At 68.8% G+C, this 18,276-nt stretch carries 15 protein-coding genes; 11 read left to right on the top strand and 4 right to left on the bottom strand.

The annotated features are described in order from the left end of the window. Positions 1 to 156 precede the first annotated feature (156 nt). The 3 genes from J5T34_RS13415 to J5T34_RS13405 all read left to right on the top strand — a co-directional run bounded on the left by J5T34_RS13415 (position 157) and on the right by J5T34_RS13405 (position 5,308). Entirely contained in the window at positions 157 to 2,256 is a 2,100-nt protein-coding gene (locus tag J5T34_RS13415; protein ID WP_208580163.1) for a molybdopterin-containing oxidoreductase family protein, read from the top strand. Then, positions 2,256 to 3,446: an aminopeptidase gene (locus J5T34_RS13410; RefSeq protein ID WP_208580162.1), complete on the top strand. Its 1,191-nt coding sequence runs from the start codon at positions 2,256 to 2,258 to the stop codon at positions 3,444 to 3,446. The genes J5T34_RS13415 and J5T34_RS13410 overlap by 1 nt, the downstream gene beginning before the upstream one ends. Positions 3,447 to 3,625: 179 nt before the next feature. Next, entirely contained in the window at positions 3,626 to 5,308 is a 1,683-nt protein-coding gene (locus tag J5T34_RS13405; protein WP_208580161.1) for a long-chain fatty acid--CoA ligase, read from the top strand. A 33-nt stretch (positions 5,309 to 5,341) separates the two neighbouring features. Here the strand turns inward: J5T34_RS13405 and J5T34_RS13400 are convergent, their stop codons facing one another. The 4 genes from J5T34_RS13400 to J5T34_RS13385 form a co-directional block, all read right to left on the bottom strand. Next, complete coding sequence (locus J5T34_RS13400; RefSeq protein WP_244258876.1) at positions 5,342 to 5,869, bottom strand: hypothetical protein; 528 nt, start codon at positions 5,867 to 5,869, stop codon at positions 5,342 to 5,344. Continuing rightward, the gene (locus tag J5T34_RS13395; protein WP_174104651.1) at positions 5,866 to 6,369 is read right to left on the bottom strand and encodes a MarR family winged helix-turn-helix transcriptional regulator; all 504 of its coding nucleotides are present in this window, start codon (positions 6,367 to 6,369) and stop codon (positions 5,866 to 5,868) included. Before J5T34_RS13395 ends, J5T34_RS13400 begins: the two co-directional genes overlap by 4 nt. 93 nt (positions 6,370 to 6,462) lie before the next feature. Further along, a complete protein-coding gene (locus tag J5T34_RS13390) occupies positions 6,463 to 7,482 on the bottom strand; it encodes a Bug family tripartite tricarboxylate transporter substrate binding protein (RefSeq protein ID WP_208580160.1) in 1,020 nt (339 codons plus the stop codon). 228 nt (positions 7,483 to 7,710) lie between these two features. Further along, positions 7,711 to 8,823 carry a porin gene (locus J5T34_RS13385; protein WP_208580159.1) on the bottom strand — a complete coding sequence of 371 codons (1,113 nt, stop codon included), beginning with the start codon at positions 8,821 to 8,823 and terminating at the stop codon, positions 7,711 to 7,713. A gap of 322 nt (positions 8,824 to 9,145) precedes the next feature. Between J5T34_RS13385 and coq7 the strand changes: the two genes are divergently transcribed. The 8 genes from coq7 to mraY all read left to right on the top strand — a co-directional run bounded on the left by coq7 (position 9,146) and on the right by mraY (position 18,203). Beyond that, positions 9,146 to 9,772, top strand: a complete 627-nt coding sequence (coq7, locus tag J5T34_RS13380) for a 2-polyprenyl-3-methyl-6-methoxy-1,4-benzoquinone monooxygenase (RefSeq protein WP_208580158.1) — start codon at positions 9,146 to 9,148, stop codon at positions 9,770 to 9,772. A gap of 464 nt (positions 9,773 to 10,236) precedes the next feature. Next, on the top strand, positions 10,237 to 10,665 hold the full coding sequence (mraZ, locus tag J5T34_RS13375) for a division/cell wall cluster transcriptional repressor MraZ (protein ID WP_006577764.1): 429 nt from the start codon (positions 10,237 to 10,239) through the stop codon (positions 10,663 to 10,665). Positions 10,666 to 10,672: 7 nt separating this feature from the next. Continuing rightward, entirely contained in the window at positions 10,673 to 11,665 is a 993-nt protein-coding gene (rsmH, locus tag J5T34_RS13370) for a 16S rRNA (cytosine(1402)-N(4))-methyltransferase RsmH (RefSeq protein WP_208580157.1), read from the top strand. Next, the gene (gene ftsL / locus J5T34_RS13365) at positions 11,662 to 12,042 is read left to right on the top strand and encodes a cell division protein FtsL (RefSeq protein ID WP_208580156.1); all 381 of its coding nucleotides are present in this window, start codon (positions 11,662 to 11,664) and stop codon (positions 12,040 to 12,042) included. The genes rsmH and ftsL overlap by 4 nt, the downstream gene beginning before the upstream one ends. Next, on the top strand, positions 12,039 to 13,883 hold the full coding sequence (locus J5T34_RS13360) for a peptidoglycan D,D-transpeptidase FtsI family protein (RefSeq protein WP_208580155.1): 1,845 nt from the start codon (positions 12,039 to 12,041) through the stop codon (positions 13,881 to 13,883). The genes ftsL and J5T34_RS13360 overlap by 4 nt, the downstream gene beginning before the upstream one ends. Further along, on the top strand, positions 13,880 to 15,433 hold the full coding sequence (locus J5T34_RS13355; protein ID WP_208580154.1) for a UDP-N-acetylmuramoyl-L-alanyl-D-glutamate--2,6-diaminopimelate ligase: 1,554 nt from the start codon (positions 13,880 to 13,882) through the stop codon (positions 15,431 to 15,433). Before J5T34_RS13360 ends, J5T34_RS13355 begins: the two co-directional genes overlap by 4 nt. Before the next feature lie 74 nt (positions 15,434 to 15,507). Next, positions 15,508 to 16,938: a UDP-N-acetylmuramoyl-tripeptide--D-alanyl-D-alanine ligase gene (locus J5T34_RS13350; RefSeq protein WP_208580185.1), complete on the top strand. Its 1,431-nt coding sequence runs from the start codon at positions 15,508 to 15,510 to the stop codon at positions 16,936 to 16,938. A gap of 95 nt (positions 16,939 to 17,033) precedes the next feature. Beyond that, a complete protein-coding gene (gene mraY / locus J5T34_RS13345) occupies positions 17,034 to 18,203 on the top strand; it encodes a phospho-N-acetylmuramoyl-pentapeptide-transferase (protein ID WP_174104643.1) in 1,170 nt (389 codons plus the stop codon). Positions 18,204 to 18,276 lie beyond the last annotated feature (73 nt).

Genomic DNA, 18,276 nt, shown 5'->3' with positions numbered 1-18,276 from the left:
GCTGAAGGGCCGTCGCGGGAGGCGAGAAGGGGACACGAAAGGGTACGCAAAGGCGGTGGGCGCTCCCGCCGGCCACTGTTTGACCGAATCCGATCGAATCCGACGGAATCCGATCGAATACAATCGGCCACAAAGACCATCGCCCCCGGAGAACCCATGTCCACCCGCATCGTCCGCGCCGCCTGTCCGCACGATTGTCCCGACAGCTGCGCGCTGCTCGTCACCGTCGAGGACGGCCGCGCCGTCAAGGTGGCCGGCGATCCGGACCACCCGGGCACGCAGGGCGTGCTGTGCACCAAGGTGTCGCGTTATACCGAGCGCACCTATCATCCCGACCGCCTGCTGACCCCGATGAAGCGGGTCGGCCCCAAGGGCAGCGGTCAGTTCGCGCCCATCGGCTGGGACGAGGCGCTCGATATCGTCGCCGAGCGCCTCGGCGCGATCGCCGCGCGCGATCCGCAGGCGATCGTGCCGTACAGCTATGCGGGCACGATGGGGCTGGTGCAGGGCGAAAGCATGGCCGCGCGCTTCTTCCACAAGCTGGGCGCCTCCTTGCTCGATCGCACCATATGCGCGAGCGCCGGTGCCACCGCGCTGCGCTACACCTATGGCGCCAGCGTCGGCATGGACATCGAGCATATCGAGGACGCCAAGCTGATCGTGATCTGGGGCGGCAATCCGATCGCCTCGAACCTGCACTTGTGGACGCGCGTGCAGCGGGCCAAGCGCCGCGGCGCGACGCTGGTCGCGATCGACCCGTACCGCTCGCTGACCGCCGAGAAGTGCCATCGGCACATCGCGCCGATGCCGGGCACCGACGGCGCGCTGGCGCTGGCGATCATGCACGTGCTGATCCGCGACGACCTGCTCGACCACGACTACATCGCCCGGCATACGGTCGGCTTCGACGCGCTGCGCGACCGCGCGGCGCAGTACTCGCCGGCGCGCGCCGCGCAGATCTGCGGCGTCGACGCGGAAGACATCGAATGGCTGGCCGGCCTGTACGGCAAGCTCGCGGTGCGCGAACGGCAACCGGTGGCGATCCGCCTGAACTACGGCATGCAGCGCGCCCACGGCGGCGGCCAGGCGGTGCGGGCGGTGGCCTGCCTGCCGTCGCTGGTGGGCGCGTGGCGCCACGCCGCCGGCGGCCTGCAGCTGTCGACCTCGGGCTTCTTCCCGATCGACAACGCAGCGCTGCAGCGCCCGGACCTGCTGCCGAGCTGGCCGAAGCTGCCGCGCACGATCAATATGTCGACGATCGGCGATGCCCTGCTCGGCGAAGGCCTGCCGCCCGGCACGCCGCCGGTCGAGGCGATCGTGGTCTACAACAGCAATCCGGTCGCGGTGGCGCCGCACTCGGGCAAGGTCGCGGCGGGCTTCGCGCGCGAGGACCTGTTCACCGTGGTGCTGGAACACTTCCGCACCGATACCGCCGACTACGCCGACATCCTGCTGCCGGCCACCACGCAGCTCGAGCACGTCGACGTCCACAAGGCCTACGGCCACACCTATTTCCTCGCCAACAACCAGGCCATTGCGCCGCTGGGCGAGGCGCTGCCCAACACCGAGATCTTTCGGCGGCTGGCGCGGCGCATGGGCTTTGACGACCCGTGCTTTGCCGACAGCGACGAGGACATCGCGGCGCAGGCGATCGTGCGGGGCGATCCGCGCGCGGCGGGCATCGACTGGCAGACGCTGAAGGAAACCGGCTGGCAGAAGCTGAAGCTGCCGGCGGCGCCGTTTGCCGAGGGCGGCTTCCCGAGCCCGACCGGCAAGTGCCAGTTCTACGCGGCCGAGATGGTCCAGGACGGCCTCGATCCCTTGCCCGGCTACGTGCCGCCGTACGAGGCGCCCGCGAGCGCGCCGGAGCTGGCCGCGCGCTATCCGCTGGCGATGATCTCGCCGCCGGCGCGCAATTTCCTCAACAGCACCTTCGTCAACGTCGACAGCCTGCGCGCCACCGAGGGCGAACCGCATCTGGACATTCATCCGGACGACGCCGCCGCGCGCGGCATCGCCGACGGCATGATGGTGCGCGCCTTCAACGACCGCGGCAGCATGCAGGCGCGTGCCCGCGTCACCGACCGCGCGCGCCGCGGGCTGGTGGTCGGGCTGTCGATCTGGTGGAAGAAGCTGGCGCCGGACGGCAAGAACGCCAACGAGCTGACCAGCCAGCGCCTGACCGACATGGGCCGCGCGCCGGTCTTCTACGACTGCCTGGTGCAGGTGGAGGCCGCCGCGCAGGCGGTGACGTGATGACCCGGCGGCCGGCTCGCGTCCGCGTGGCGGCCGCGCTGGCCGCCCTCGCGCTGGGCGGCCTGCTGGCAGGCTGCGAGGCGGTGGGGTACTACGCGCAGTCGATCAGCGGCCATCTGGGCGTGATGGCGCAGGCCACGCCGCTGTCCGAGGCGATCGCCTACGCCAATGGCAGCAACGACAAGCGGCTGGCCGACCGGCTGGCGCCCGCCGCCCGCATGCGCGATTTCGCCTCGCGCGAACTGGCGCTGCCGGACAACGGCAGCTACCGCCGCTACGCCAATCTGCATCGGCCCTATGTGGTGTGGAGCGTGTTTGCCACGCCCGAGCTGTCGATGGAGCTGCACAAGTGGTGCTTCCTGGTGGTCGGCTGCATCAACTATCGCGGCTACTACGCGGTCGAGGATGCGCACCGCTATGCCGCGGCGCTGCGCAGCGAAGGGCTGGAGACCTATGTGGCCGGCGTGCCCGCCTATTCGACGCTGGGCTATTTCGACGATCCGCTGCTCAATACCTTCGTCTATCTGCCCGAGGGCGAGCTCGCGCGGATGATCTTCCACGAGCTGGCGCACCAGGTGGTCTACGTGCGCAACGACACCACCTTCAACGAGTCGTTCGCCAGCGCGGTGGAGATCGCCGGCGTCGAGCGCTGGCTGGCGCGCGAGGCGTCGGCCGACGCGCGCGCCAGTTATCGGCAGTACGACGCGCGCCGGCAGCAGTTCAGGGCGATGCTGCTGCAGGCGCGCGCCGAACTCGATGCGCTGTACCGCAAGCCGATCGACGACGACGCCAAGCGCGCCGGCAAGGCGGCGATCTTTGCCGCGCTGCGCCAGCGCTATGCGGCGCTGAAGGAATCGTGGGGCGGCTACAGCGGCTACGACCGCTGGTTCTCGCAGCCGCTGACCAACGCCCATCTGGCCGCGGTCGCCACCTATCAGCAATGGGTGCCGGCGTTCCTGGCGCTGCTCGAACAATGCGGCGGCGACTGGGAGCGCTTCTATGCCGAGGCCGAGCGCATCGGCAAGCTCAAGCCCGAACAGCGCAAGGCGCGGCTGCGGGCGCTGGCGCCCGGCGAAGCAGCGACCGTCAATGCGGCCGCCGATCCGGTCAGCGCCCCGAGCGCCGCCCCGGCCGCCGCTACCGCTACCGTCACCGAGGGCCGCAACGACGCCACTGCCGGCGGGTCCTAGGGGTATTCCCCCAGCGGCCGGCGCACGGTTGGCGCGCTGCGCGACCATTACACTGGCGGCAGTCCAGAGGACTTCATCTAACGTGCCGTCCCGGTGTTGTCTTAAGGGAGCCCGCCGTTTAGCATCGCCGTTTGACATCCCAAAAATCGAACGATCATTCAGAAACCAGGAGACGGCATATGGAAAAGCAGTGGCTGAAACACTATCCGGCAGGGGTGCCCGCCGAGATCGACGCCACCCAGTACCGGTCGCTTGCCCAACTGCTGGAGGAATCCTTTCGGGACTATGCGGACCGGCGCGCCTTCATCTGCATGGACAAGGCGATCACCTATGCCGAGCTGGACCGGCTCTCCGGCGACTTCGCCGCCTGGCTGCAGGCGCGCGGGCTGAAGCCGGGCGCACGGGTCGCGATCATGATGCCGAACGTGCTGCAGTATCCGGTGGTGCTGGCCGGCGTGCTGCGCGCGGGCATGGTCGTCGTCAACGTCAACCCGCTGTACACGCCGCGCGAGCTCGAGCACCAGCTCAAGGACAGCGGCGCCGAGGCGATCGTGATCCTGGAGAACTTCGCCGCCACGCTGCAGCAGGTGCTGGCCGCCACGCCGGTCAGGCATGTGGTCGTCGCCAGCATGGGCGACATGCTGGGCGGGCTCAAGGGCGCGGTGGTCAACTTCGTCGTGCGCAACGTCAAGAAGATGGTGCCGGCGTGGGAGCTGCCCAACTGCGTGCGCTTCCCCACGGCGCTGGCCGAGGGCAGCCGGCTGCAGCGCAAGCCGGTCGATACCGGTCCGGACGATATCGCCTTCCTGCAGTACACCGGCGGCACCACCGGCGTGTCGAAGGGCGCGGTGCTGCTGCACCGGAACGTGGTCGCCAACGTGCTGCAGTCGCAGGCTTGGATGCAGCCGGCGCTGGCCAAGGGCGCGCCGATCGATCAGGTGGTGACGATCACCGCGCTGCCGCTGTACCACATCTTCGCGCTGACGGTCTGCGCGCTGCTGGGCATGCGCAGCGGCGGCCTGAGCGTGCTGATTCCGAATCCGCGCGACATTCCCGGCTTCATCAAGGAACTGCAGAAGTACCGCTTCCACATGTTCCCGGCGGTCAACACGTTGTACAACGCGCTGATCAATCATCCGGACATCGACAAGGTCGATTTCTCGGGGCTGCGCGTGGCCAACGGCGGCGGCATGGCGGTGCAGGAGGCGGTCGCGAAGAAGTGGCTCGCCAAGACCGGCTGCCCGATCATCGAGGGCTATGGCCTGTCGGAGACCTCGCCGTCAGCGACCTGCAATCCCACCGACACCGACGCCTTCTCCGGGACCATCGGCCTGCCGCTGCCTTCCACCGAGATCGCGATCCGGGACGACGACGGCCGCGACGTGCCGCTGGGCCAGCCCGGCGAGATCTGCATCCGCGGACCGCAGGTGATGGCCGGCTACTGGAACCGGCCGGACGAGACCGCCAAGGTCATGACGCCGGACGGCTTCTTCAAGACCGGCGACATCGGCATCATCGACGAGCGCGGCTATACCCGCATCGTCGACCGCAAGAAGGACATGATCCTGGTGTCGGGCTTCAACGTCTATCCGAACGAGATCGAAGGGGTGGTGGCCGAATGCCCCGGCGTGCTGGAAGTCGCGGCGGTCGGCGTGCCGGACGAGCATTCGGGCGAGGTGGTCAAGCTGTTCGTGGTCAAGAAGGATCCGTCGCTGACCGAGCAGGACGTGATCGCGTTCTGCAAGGACCGGCTGACCGGCTACAAGCGGCCCAAGTACGTGGAGTTCCGCACGGAACTGCCGAAGACCAACGTCGGCAAGATCCTGCGGCGCGAGCTGCGCGACGCGCGCAAGGCGGCCTGACGGCCTTTACGGTGCCGGCAGCGCGGCGCTGGGTCAGCATTCGTTGGACGGCGCCAGCCCCGGCTCGCGCCGTCCATCGGCATAGACCACGCGCACGCAGCTGCCGACATCGAGGCCTGGCGCCGACGGGCCGTTGATCGTCGCACTGGTGCCGTCGGTCAGCCTGATCTCGTAGGCGAAGATGTCGACCTGCTGGGGCGGCGGACGGTTCAGCAGCCGGCCCAGGTCGAAGGCCAGGCCCACTCCCACGCCACCACCGCTCCAGCCGCCGCCGCTGGCGGCGCCCACTCCCACCCCATACCCGGAATAGCCGCGCGCCTGCTCGACGTCGACGCGCGTGACGAAGCGCTTCTCGGCGATCCGCCCCAGCTTGACGGTGGCATTGACCGGCGTGATCTGCGGCGCCGGTGGCGCGCTGGGCGAACTGGCGCAGGCGCCGGCAAACACTGCCACGGCCACCGCGGCGGCCAGCGCGGGCAGACGGGCGAAGCGCAGCGGTTGCCGTGGCGACCGCTGTTGCGTCGGCTGTTGTGACCGCTGTTGCGGCGATATCGATTTCATGCGGACACCAGTGTCGATTTGAGGCGGCCCAGCAGCTTGAACAGCGCGCGCCGCTCGGTTTCGGCCAGCCCGCCGAACAGCTGCTCGACCCATTGCTCGTGCGCGCGTGCCATCTGGGTGAAGGCGGCGCGGCCGGCGGGCGTCAGCCGGATCAGATAGGCGCGCCGGTCGTTGGCGAGCGGCTCGCGCGAGACCAGCCCTTCCTGTTGCAGCTGGTCGGTGATGCCGGTCACGTTGCCGCCGGTGACCATCATGCGGCGCGACAGCTCGCCCATCTTCAGGCCCTCGGGATGGCGCTCTAGCTGCGCCATCAGGTCGAAGCGCGGCAGCGTGCAGCCGAATGACTCGCGCAGCCGGCTGCGGATGTCGGACTCGACCAGATTGGTGCAGGTCAGCAGCCGCAGCCACAGACGCAGCGCCTCGTGGCTGGCGTCGTCGGCGCGGGTTTCGAGATCGACTGGCGCCGCGTTGGGCGCGGCGTCGGCGGCGGAGGTCGGCATTGCAGGCGGCCAGCGGAAAATGTTGACGCCTGAAGTATATGCGCTAAGCCGGGCGCGGGGCTCGCTGCCGCGACCGCCGCGCCAGGGGCCGGATCAGTCGACCTTCGCCCCCGAATCCTTGACCACCTTGGCCCACTTGGTGGTCTCGGCGCGGATATGCTGCGCGAACTGCTGCGGCGTGCTGCCGACCGGCTCGGCGCCCTGCGCCTGCAGCTTCTCGCGCATCGCCGGCGTGCCCAGCGCCTTGGCCACTTCCTGCTGGATCCGCGACACGATCGCGGGCGGCGTGCCGGCCGGCGCCAGCAGGCCGAACCACGAGCTCGCCTCGTAGCCGGGCAGCTTGGCCGCCTGCGCGATGGTCGGCAGGTCGGGCAGCGCCGGCGACGGCTTGGCGCTGGTCACCGCCAGCGCCTTGAGCTTGCCGGCCTTGATCAGCGACATCGACGACGGCAGGTTGTCGAACATCACCTGCATCGTGCCGCCGGCCAGATCGGTCAGCGCCGGGCCGCTGCCCTTGTACGGGAAGTGGACCATAAAGGTGCGGGTCTGCGTCTTGAACAGTTCTCCGGCCAGATGGATCGAGGTGCCGTTGCCGCTGGAGGCCATGTTCAGCTTGCCGGGGTTGGCGCGCGCATAGGCGATCAGGTCGTTGACGCTGTTGATCTTGTTCTGCTGTGCGAACGCCGGGTTCAGCACCAGCACGTTCGGCACCGCGGCGACTTCGGTGATCGGCGCGAAGTCCTTGATCGGGTCGTACGGCAGCTTGCTGTACAGCGACTGGTTGATGCCGTGCGTGCCGACGGTTCCCATCAGCAGCGTGTAGCCGTCGGGCTCGGCCTTGGAGACGATCTCGGCGCCGATATTGCCGCCGGCGCCGGGGCGGTTGTCGACTACCACGTTCCAGCCCGGCAGCTTCGACAGCTCGGCGGCGACCGCGCGCGCCAGGATGTCGGTGGTGCCGCCCGGGGCGAAGGGCACGACCATGCGGATCGGCTTGGCCGGATAGGCGGCCGGATCTGCGGCATGCGCCGGCGATAGCCCTGCGAGTCCGGCCAGCCCGCTCAGGGTGGCGGCCAGTGTCAGGCGCAGCGCGCGGCGGCGGGTGGCTTGCATCGGTTGTCTCCTTGCGCGCCTTTAAGTGTGGAAGCGCGTCGTGTTGTCGCTGTGTGGTTGCGGGTCGGCGGCGGGCCGCCGGGACTGCTGCATTCTAGTGGCGCCGGCGCGGCAATGCCGATGAGGTGAAGCCCTATGGCGCAAGCCAGCGGACTCGCGAGGTCCAATAAAAAAGGCACCCGAAGGTGCCTTTCGAAAGCGAGCAGGCTCGCGGTGTTGCCGTTGTGCTTAGAACTTGTGGCGGATACCGATGCCCACGCCGACCATATTGTCTTCGCCGGCGCCCAGCGGGTAGCCGTTGGCGAAGCTGATGACGGCGCTGTCGAAGTTCAGGCCGGCGTTCTTGGTGTAGGCCGCGGTCAGGTAGATGTCGGTCCGCTTGGTGATGTTGTAGTCCGCCACGAAGCTGACCTGCCACGGGTTCGGAGCGTTGACGCCGTTCAGGTTCTTGACGTCGGCGTAGTAGTACGCCAGCGTCAGGCCCAGCGCGGCAGTGGCCTGGTAGTTGGCGCCGGCCCAGTAGTAGTCGTCGCGATAGATGGTCGCGTCGCTCGGGGCCTTGTTCTGGCCCCAGCGGTAGCCGGCCATCAGCTTGGCGGGGCCGAAGGCGTAGCTGGCCGCGGCGCCTGCCTTGCGGAACGTCGCGGTGTCGCCGCCGGTGTTGGCCACGGTCGGGTTCGACTGGTCGTAGCTGATCGCCACGCCCAGCGGGCCGGCCGCATAGGCGACCGCACCACCGTAGCCGGTGTCGCGGCGGAACTGGCCCGGCACCTCGCCGCCGCCCGCCGCGCCGTTGCCGAACGACCAGTGCGCGATGGCCGTCACCGGACCGAACTTGCCGGTGTACTTGACGGTGTTGTCCGAGCGGAAGTTGGTGCCCAGCTGATAGGCGATCGGTTCGTACTGGGTCGCGTAGCCGGTCGGCGAGAAGTTGGCGAACGCATCGAACATCGAGGTGTACTGGCGGCCCAGCGTGATGCGGCCGATCTGGTTGCTCTCGATGCCGACGTACGCCTGACGGCCGAACAGACGGCCGCCCTGCTGCATGCGGCCATCGTCCACGCCGAAGCCGCTTTCCAGCACGAACAGCGCCTTCATGCCGCCACCGAGATCTTCCACGCCGCGCAGACCCCAGCGCGAACCGGACAGACCGCCCGAAGTCACACCAAACTTGTTCTCCCCGCGGCCGGGGAACCCTGCGGTACCCGGGGAGGTGGAGGACATGTTGCTGACGTATTCGATGTTGGCATCGACCACCCCGTACAGCGTGACGCTCGACTGAGCCTGCGCAGTGCCGGCGAAAGCGCCGAGCGCGGCCAATGCAAGAAGCGACTTCTTCATGCTGGTTTATCTCCTGTAGTAAGAATTATTGGTGATGCGCGAGGCAGCCTCCTGAGCTCTCCAACACCTGCGCACCCAACTTCGCGAGAAGTTGTCGGGTACTGTAACAAACGGCATTGTTTGCACAATCGCACAGTCGTTCTATTGTCGGCTTTTAACAACTCAGGGTTTTGGAGTAGCCCGCCAGCCCAAGCCAGTACTGGCAAGGCGCCCTGCGCGGGGCCGCCGAAACCGGGGCGGTACAATGCGGGAATTCCCCGAACCGACCGATGGCGGCTCATCGTCACTTTCATCGTCACGCTGGCCGCTCCGCCGTACCGACATGGACAAGCTGATCCACGAATTCGACGTCGCCCTGCGCGCCATCACCGGCGCCACCCGTGCAGGGCGTCCCAGCCCCGCCGAGACGCTGGCCGAGCACGACGACACCCAGCTCGATGCGGGCGAGCGCCGGCATGTGGCCGGGCTGATGCGGGTCAACCATGTCGGCGAGGTCTGCGCCCAGGCGCTGTACCAGGCCCAGAAGCTGACCGCGCGCGACGGCGCGGTGCGCGCGCAGATGGATGCCGCCGCGCGCGAGGAGGAGGACCACCTCGGCTGGTGCGCCGAGCGTCTGCGCGAGCTTGGTTCGCGACCCAGCCTGCTGAACCCGCTGTGGTACGCCGGCGCCTTCGCGATCGGCTGGCTGGCCGGACGTGCGGGCGATCGCGCCAGCCTGGGTTTCGTTTCCGAGACCGAGCGTCAGGTCGAGCAGCATCTGACCGGGCATCTGGAGCAGCTGCCGCCCGCCGACGCGCGCTCGCGCGCGATCCTCGAGCAGATGCGGGACGACGAGGCCCGCCACGGTGCCAGCGCCCGCGAAGCCGGCGGCATCACGCTGCCCGCCCCGGTACGGGCGGCGATGCGCGCGGCCTCGCGCGTGATGACCACCACCGCCTATCGCATCTGATGGAGTGGGCGGATCCGCCGGGCCGCCACTGACGACGGGCCCTGGAGGCCCGGCTCGTCTGGCCTCGGCTGCGGGCTCTTCCCAGCGGCTCTCCGCGCCGAATCGTTGTATCCTTTGGCCGGGCTCGGGACCGCGGTATTTCCTGTCGCCAGCGACTTCTCCCCTCGCAGTTCTCAGGTGGTTTCTCGGCTTTCTCCCCTAAGACCTTCATTTCATTAGGAATTCACCTTCCTGGTGCGCGCTCGCCTTGCGCTAAGTCTTTGTTCTGATTCCGAAAAACGCCTTTTTGGCACCGTTGACGAGCCTTGACCGGCCAATAGGCTTCCTCTAAAGTGGGGAATAGTGTGAGGAAGTGTATTTTTGTGTGAGGAAAGGGCTTCGGTGTGGGATGATGTGTACTAGCCGAAGCGGACCAGTCAACGCCACGCCAAGCCCCAGCAGGCCGGCGCGGGACGGGGGTGAACTTGTTTCAGGGAGCATCGGCGCTCTCCCTCGATGCCAAGGGTCGGATGTCGATTCCGACGCGGCATCGGGAAGCGCTGCAACAACAGGCCGAGGGCCGGGTGACGCTGACCAAGCACCCGGATGGATGCCTGTTGCTCTTTCCCCGGCCGGAATGGGAAACCTTTCGCACTCGCATTGCGGCGTTGCCGATGGACGCGCACTGGTGGAAGCGCATTTTTCTGGGCAATGCCGCGGACGTCGAAATGGACAGCGCCGGGCGCGTGCTGATCGCGCCGGAGCTGCGCAGCGCCGCCATGCTGGACAAGGAAGTGATGCTGCTCGGCATGGGCAGCCATTTCGAGGTCTGGGATGCCGCGACCTACGCCGCCAAGGAACAGCAGGCGATGGCGCAGGGCATGCCTGAAGCATTGAAGAACTTCTCTTTCTGAAGTGGTTATGGAACCGACCCGTACGCCGGGGCCCACCCCCCTGCGCCATCGCACCGTGCTGCTGGACGAAGCCGTCGATGCGCTCGTGTGGCGGCCCGACGGCGTGTACGTGGACGGCACCTTCGGCAGGGGAGGGCACAGCCGGGCCGTGCTGGCGCGGCTGGGACCCGAAGGGGCACTGGTCGCCTTCGACAAGGATCCGGCAGCAATCGCAGAAGCGGGCACCATCAAGGATGCCCGCTTCTCTATTGAGCACGCGAGCTTCGCCGCCATGGGCGAGCGCCTGGCCGGCGCGAAGGTCGCGGGCGTGCTGCTCGACCTGGGGATCAGCTCGCCCCAGATCGACGACGCAGCGAGGGGGTTTTCGTTTCGGTTCGAAGGCCCGCTCGACATGCGCATGGACACCACGCGCGGCATCACCGCCGCCGAGTGGCTGGCGCAGGCCGACGAGCAGGACATCGCGAGGGTGATACGAGACTATGGGGAAGAACGGTTTGCTGTACAGATTGCAAAGGCGATTGTTGCTCGCCGGAGCGAACCCGGCGATGGCGGACGCCTCGCCACTACTGCCGACCTTGCCGCGCTCGTGGCGAAAGCCGTCAAGACACGCGAGAAGGGTCAGGACCCTGCGACCCGCACCTTTCAGGCTCTACGGATTTTCATCAATCAAGAGCTTGCGGACCTCGAAAGCGGTCTGAGCTCGGCCTACGATCTGCTCGAGGTAGGGGGACGGCTGGTGGTGATCAGCTTTCATTCGCTGGAGGACCGCATCGTCAAGCGGTTCATGCAGGCGCACGCACGCCCGCAGCAGGACGCCGATCCGGCGCTGCGGCGCGCGCCGCTGCGCGCGGCCGACCTGCCCCAGCCGACCATGAAGCTGCTCGGCCGCCTCAAGCCCGGCCCCGACGAGATCGCCGCCAATCCGCGCGCGCGTTCCGCGGTGATGCGCGTCGCTGAAAAACTGGCGCCCGCCGCGCCGCAGGGTGGGGCGCGCGCATGAACCGCCTGACCTTCTTCCTGCTCGGCGCGCTGATCCTGTGCGCGCTGTCGCTGGTCAGCGCCCAGCACGAGGCGCGCACGCTGTTCGTCGCGCTCGAGCGAGAGCAGGCCGAGGAACGCCAGCTCGAGACCGACTGGTCGCGGCTGCAATATCAGCAGAGCGCGCTGTCCAAGAGCGCGCGCATCGCCGACGCGGCCCGCGCGCAATTGAAGATGTCGCCGGTCAGCCCCGGCCGTACCCAATACCTGCAGGGCATCGTGCTGCCGCGCGCCGAGGGCGCCGACGGCGCCAATGGCGCCAATGGCGCCAATGGACCGAATGGCGCCGGTAGTGCGGAAAAAGAGCAGCGCGACGCCGCGGCGGAGGCCCGTCCATGACGATGGCCCGCCCGAACCTGCACCGCCCGCGCGCCGCGCGTCCGGCCGCCACGCGTCCGCGTTCCGGCCAGTTCTCGGCCAGCCCGGTGCTGGGCCTGCGCCTGCCGATGTGGCGCTCCAAGCTGGTGGTGTTCCTGATGTTCGCGGCCTTCGTCGCGCTGGCCATGCGCGCGCTGTGGATCCAGGGCCCGGGCAACCAGTTCTACGAGGCCGAGGGCAAGAAGCGCTTCCAGCGCACGCTCGAGCTGCCCGCCACGCGGGGCAAGATCCTGGACCGCAACGGCCTGGTGCTGGCCACCAGCCTGCCGGTCAAGGCGATCTGGGCGGTGCCCGAGGACGTGCCGTCCAGCCTGGATCCGGGCAAGCTGCGCCAGCTCGCCCGGCTGCTGGACATGTCCGAGAAGGACCTGCGCAAGAAGCTGACCGAGGACAAGAGCTTCGTCTACCTGAAGCGGCAGGTGCTGCCGGACGTGGCCGAGAAGATCGCCGCGCTGAAGATCGACGGCGTGCACCAGAGCGGCGAGTACAAGCGCTTCTACCCGGAAGGGGAGGCGATGGCGCATATCGTCGGCTTCACCAACGTCGAGGACCGCGGCCAGGAAGGCATGGAACTGGCGCGCGAAGGCGTGCTGGCCGGCAAGGCCGGCGCGCGCCAGGTCATCAAGGACCGGCTCGGCCGCGTGGTCGAGGACATCGGCGTGCTGCGCAGCCCGCGCGACGGCCAGGACCTGCAGCTGTCGATCGACGCCAAGATCCAGTACCTGGCCTTCAACGAGGTCAAGGCGGTGGCCGAGCGCAGCAAGGCCAAGGCCGCCAGCGCGGTGGTGCTCGACGCGCAGACCGGCGAGGTGCTGGCGCTGGCCAACTGGCCCAGCTACAACCCGAACGACCGCGCGCGCCTGTCCGGCGAACAGCTGCGCAACCGCGTGCTGACCGACACCTTCGAACCCGGCTCGATGATGAAGCCGATCACGGCGGCGCTGGCGCTGCAACTGAAGCGCGTGACGCCGTCGACGGTGTTCCAGACCGAAGGCCGCTACACCTTCGAGCGCGCGACCATCTCCGACACGCATAACTACGGCCCGCTGACTGTCGCGGGCGTGATCCAGAAGTCCAGCAACATCGGCACCATCAAGATGGCGATGCTGATGAAGCCGCAGGAAATGTGGGACATGTTCACCAGCCTGGGCCTCGGCCAGGCGCCCAAGCTCGGCTTTCCCGGCGCCGCCGCGGGCCGCGTGCGCCCGTACAAGAGCTGGCGGCCGATCGAGCAGGCGACCATGTCGTACGGCTACGGCCTGTCGGTGTCGCTGATGCAGATGGCACACGCCTATACGATCTTCGCCCACGACGGCGAGCTGATTCCGATCACGATGTTCCGCACCGACGGCCCGGCCAGCGGCGAACGCGTGATCTCGCCCCAGGTCGCGCGCGACGTGCGCGGCATGCTGGAAATGGTGACGGCGCCGGGCGGCACCGCGACCCAGGCCCAGGTGATGGGCTACCGCGTCGGCGGCAAGACCGGCACGGCCTACAAGCACGTCGGCCGCGGCTACGACCGCAGCAAGTACCGCGCCTCGTTCATCGGCCTGGCGCCGATGTCGAACCCGCGCATCATCGTCGCCGTCAGCGTCGACGAGCCCACCTCCGGCAGCCACTATGGCGGCGCGGTCGCCGGCCCGGTGTTCGCCGCGATCACCGGCGGCACGCTGCGCGCGCTGAACGTGCAGCCTGATTCGCCGATCCGGCAGCTGGTGGTCACCGAAAGCGTGCCCGAAACCCTGCCCGATACGCCGCCCGAAACCCTGTCCGCCCGCGGATCCGGGAGCACGACCCGATGACCGCCCGCAGCAAGCACGCCGCCGTCGAACAGGCCGCTGCCAAGGCAGCGGCCTGGTTGCGCCAGCACGCCGCGCAGCACCCGGGCAATACGGCGCGGCTGACCGGCGACACGCGCCGGCTGCGTCAGGGCGATGTCTTCTTCGCCTATGTGCTCGGCAACCAGCGCCTGTCGACCGACGCCCGCCCCTATATCGGCGAGGCGCTGGCGCGCGGCGCCGCGGCAGTCGTCTACGAGAGCCGCGGCTACGACTGGCCGCATGGCGACGCCGTGCCGCATCTGCCCATCGAAGGGCTGGAGCGCCTCGCCGGGCCGATCGCCGCTGCCTGGTACGGCAACGCCGCGCGCGGTCTGGCGATCACCGGCATCACCGGCACCAACGGCAAGACCTCGTGCAGCCAGTGGCTCGCGCGCGTGCTGCAATCGGCCGGCACCCGCTGCGCGACGATCGGCACGCTCGGCAGCGGCTTCCCGGACGCGCTGCAGCACACCGGCTTCACCACGCCCGACGCGGTGCAGCTGCAGGACAGCCTGGCCGAGCTGCACGCCGCCGGCGCGGCCGCGGTGGCGATGGAAGTGTCCTCGCATGGCCTCGAGCAGGGCCGCGTCGCCGGCACGCCGTTCCAGGTCGCGGTGCTGACCAATCTGACCCAGGACCACCTCGACTATCACGGCAGCATGGCCGAGTACGAAGCGGCCAAGACGCTGCTGTTCCACTGGCCGAAGCTGCAGGCCGCGGTGATCAACCGCGACGACGCGATGGGGCGGCGCCTGCTGGCGGCCGGCATGGCGGCGCGGCAGGTGATCGAGTACGGCATCGGCGGCCCCGCGGGCGCGACCGGCTTCAGCGGCGGCGCGGCGTGGCTGCGCGCCACCGGCGTGAAGGCGACGCCGACCGGCACCGTGTTCCATATCGACGGCAGCTTCGGCAGCGCCGAGGTGGTTACGCCGCTGATCGGCGAGTTCAACGTCAGCAATCTGCTGGCGGTGCTGGGCGCGGCGCTGGCCAACGGCGTCGCCTGGGACGCGGCGCTGGCGGGACTGCGCGCGCTGCGCCCGGTCGACGGCCGCATGGAGCTGTTCGGCGGCCAGGAAGGGCCGCTGGCCGTGGTCGACTATGCGCATACGCCCGACGCGCTGGAGAAGACGTTGGGCGCGCTGCGTCCGGTGGTGGCGGCACGCCAGGGCCGGCTGTGGTGCGTGTTCGGCTGCGGCGGCGACCGCGACCCGGGCAAGCGTCCGCAGATGGGCGCGGTGGCCGAACGGCTGGCCGACGAGGTGGTGCTGACCAGCGACAACCCGCGCAGCGAGGATCCGCAGGCGATTCTCGATGCGATCGCCGACGGCATGCAGGACTTCCGCCGCGGCCGCCAGATCGAGGACCGCGCCGCGGCCATCCTCTATGCGGTCAAGCATGCCGGCGCGCACGACGTGGTGCTGGTGGCCGGCAAGGGCCACGAGGCCACGCAGGAAATCCAGGGCCGCAAGCGGCCGTTCTCCGATCGCGAGCATGTGCGCCTGGCGCTCGCGGCGCGCGGAGTATCGGCATGAATACCGGCATGAACAACGGCATGAACAACGGCATGACCGCGGTGGCCAAACCAATGGCCAAACCAGAACAGACGATGACCGACCTGCAGCAGGCCGCGGGCTGGATCGCCGGCGCGCGCATCGAAGGCGATGGCGCGCGGCAATTCGCGCGCGTGCACACCGACAGCCGTACCGTCGAGCCCGGCGATCTGTTCGTCGCGCTGCGCGGCGAACGCTTCGACGCGCACGATTTCATTGCCGACGTGGCCGCCAGGGGCGCCGCCGCGGTGCTGGTCGAGCGGGATGTCAGTGCAGTCGCGCCGGGTTTGCCGGCAATCATTGCGCCGGACACGCGCGTCGCGCTGGGCCAGCTAGGCGCCGGCTGGCGCGCCCGCTTCACGCTGCCGACGGTGGCCGTGACCGGCAGCAACGGCAAGACCACGGTCAAGGAAATGATCGCGGCGATCTTCGCCGCGGCGGTCGGCGAGCCGCAGCGGCTCGCCACCGGCGGCAACCTGAACAACGACATCGGGCTGCCGCTGACGGTGCTGCGGCTGCGCCAGAGCCATCGGCTGGCGGTGCTCGAACTGGGCATGAACCATCCGGGCGAGACCGCGACGCTGGCGGCGATCGCGCAGCCGACCGTGGCGGTGATCACCAACGCGCAGCGCGAGCACCAGGAATTCATGGTCAGCGTCGAGGCGGTCGCGCACGAGCACGCCAGCATCCTGGCCGCGCTGCCGGCCGACGGCACCGCGGTGTTCCCGGTAGACGCGGCCAGCGGCGGCGCGCACGCCGACATCTGGCGCGCCGCGGCCGGCAGCCGGCCGGTGCTGACCTTCGGCCTGACCGAAGACGGCAACGCCAGCCCGGCCGACGTCAGCGCCGACGTCACTGCCGAGGTCAGCCTCGACGACGGCGTGCAGCGCCTGCAGGTGCGCGCGCCCGGCCGTGCCTTCGAGGTCCGGCTGGCGCTGCTCGGCATGCACAACGTGCGCAACGCGCTGGCGGCGATCGCCTGCGCGCTGGCGGCAGGCGTCGAGGTCGAGGCGATCCGGCGCGGGCTGGCGAGCTTTGCGCCGGTCAAGGGCCGGCTGCAGGTCAAGCGGGCTGCCGCCGGCACCGTGGTGATCGACGACACCTACAACGCCAACCCCGACTCGATGCGCGCCGCCATCGACGTGCTGGCCGGCTTCGCGCCGCCGCGCGTGCTGGTGATCGGCGACATGGGCGAGGTCGGCGATCAGGGACCGGCGTTCCACGCCGAGATCGGGGCCTATGCGCGCGCGCGCGGCATCGACACGCTGTGGGCGACCGGCGAGGCGTCGCCGCACGCGGTGCAGGCGTTCGGCGAGGGTGCCCGGCACTTTGCCGACGCCGGCGCGCTGGCGGCGACGCTGGCCGCCGACGCCGACGGCACCGTCGCGCGGGCGAGCGCGGTGCTGGTCAAGGGCTCGCGCTTCATGCGGATGGAACGCATGGTCGAAGCGCTGGTGACCCCGCCGGCGCCAGCGAAGAAGGGTTGAAGCTGAACGGCAGTGAAGCTTGACGATTGATTGGAATTGTCCGCCAAGCCCCTGAACAAGGGGGCGGCGGCAGCAGACTGGGAAACCGAAGAACGATGTTATTGGCCCTGGCCCAATGGCTGCAAGATGACTACAGCTTCCTGCGGGTCGTCAACTATCTGACCTTCCGCGCCGTGATGGCCAACCTCACGGCGCTGGTGATCGGCCTCGCGCTCGGTCCGTGGGTGATCCGCAAGCTGACCGAGATGAAGATCGGCCAGGCGGTGCGCACCATCGGCCCGCAGACGCACCTGGTCAAGTCCGGCACGCCGACGATGGGCGGCGTGCTGGTGCTGCTGTCGATCGGCATCTCGACGGTGCTGTGGTGCGACTGGGGCAACCGCTTCGTCTGGGTCGTGATGCTGGTGACCTTCGGCTACGGCGCGATCGGCTGGGTCGACGACTACCGCAAGGTCGTCTACCGCGACCCGCGCGGCATGTCGAGCGGCGAGAAGTATTTCTGGCAGACGCTGATCGGGCTGGTGGCCGCGGTCTATCTGGCCTTCTCGATTTCCGAGGCCAGCAACGTCAAGGTGTGGGAGCTGTTCCTCAGCTGGGTCGAGGGCGGGCTGTCGCTGGACATGCCCTACAAGTCCAACCTGCTGGTGCCCTTCTTCAAGGAAGTCAGCTATCCGCTGGGCGTGGCCGGCTTCATCGTGCTGACCTATTTCGTGATCGTCGGCTCGAGCAACGCCGTCAACCTGACCGACGGCCTCGACGGCCTGGTGATCATGCCGGTGGTGCTGGTCGGCAGCGCGCTCGGCGTGTTCGCCTACGTGATGGGCAACGCGGTCTACAGCAAGTACCTGCTGTTCCCGCATATCCCGGGTGCCGGCGAGCTGCTGATCTTCTGCTCGGCGATGGCCGGCGCGGGGCTGGCCTTCCTGTGGTTCAACGCGCATCCGGCGCAGGTGTTCATGGGCGATGTCGGCGCGCTGGCGCTGGGCGGGGCGCTCGGCACCATCGCCGTGATCGTGCGCCAGGAGATCGTGCTGTTCGTGATGGGCGGCGTGTTCGTCGCCGAAACGGTGTCGGTGATGCTGCAGGTCACGTGGTTCAAGTTCACCAAGCGCCGCTATGGCGAAGGGCGGCGGCTGTTCCGCATGGCGCCGCTGCACCACCATTTCGAGCTGAGCGGCTGGAAGGAAACGCAGGTCACGGTCCGCTTCTGGGTGATCACGCTGATGCTGGTGCTGATCGGGCTGTCGACGCTGAAGCTGCGCTGAAGCGCTGAAGCCCTGAAGCCCCGCACGGAATGCATGCAGGCAAGTTGAATCGACGACAGGAAATCAAAGGCAG

The organism is Cupriavidus gilardii (genome assembly GCF_017598945.1).
In the GTDB taxonomy this organism is placed as follows: Bacteria; Pseudomonadota; Gammaproteobacteria; order Burkholderiales; family Burkholderiaceae; genus Cupriavidus; species Cupriavidus gilardii_E.
This window is presented reverse-complemented; position numbering and strand designations above follow the sequence as displayed.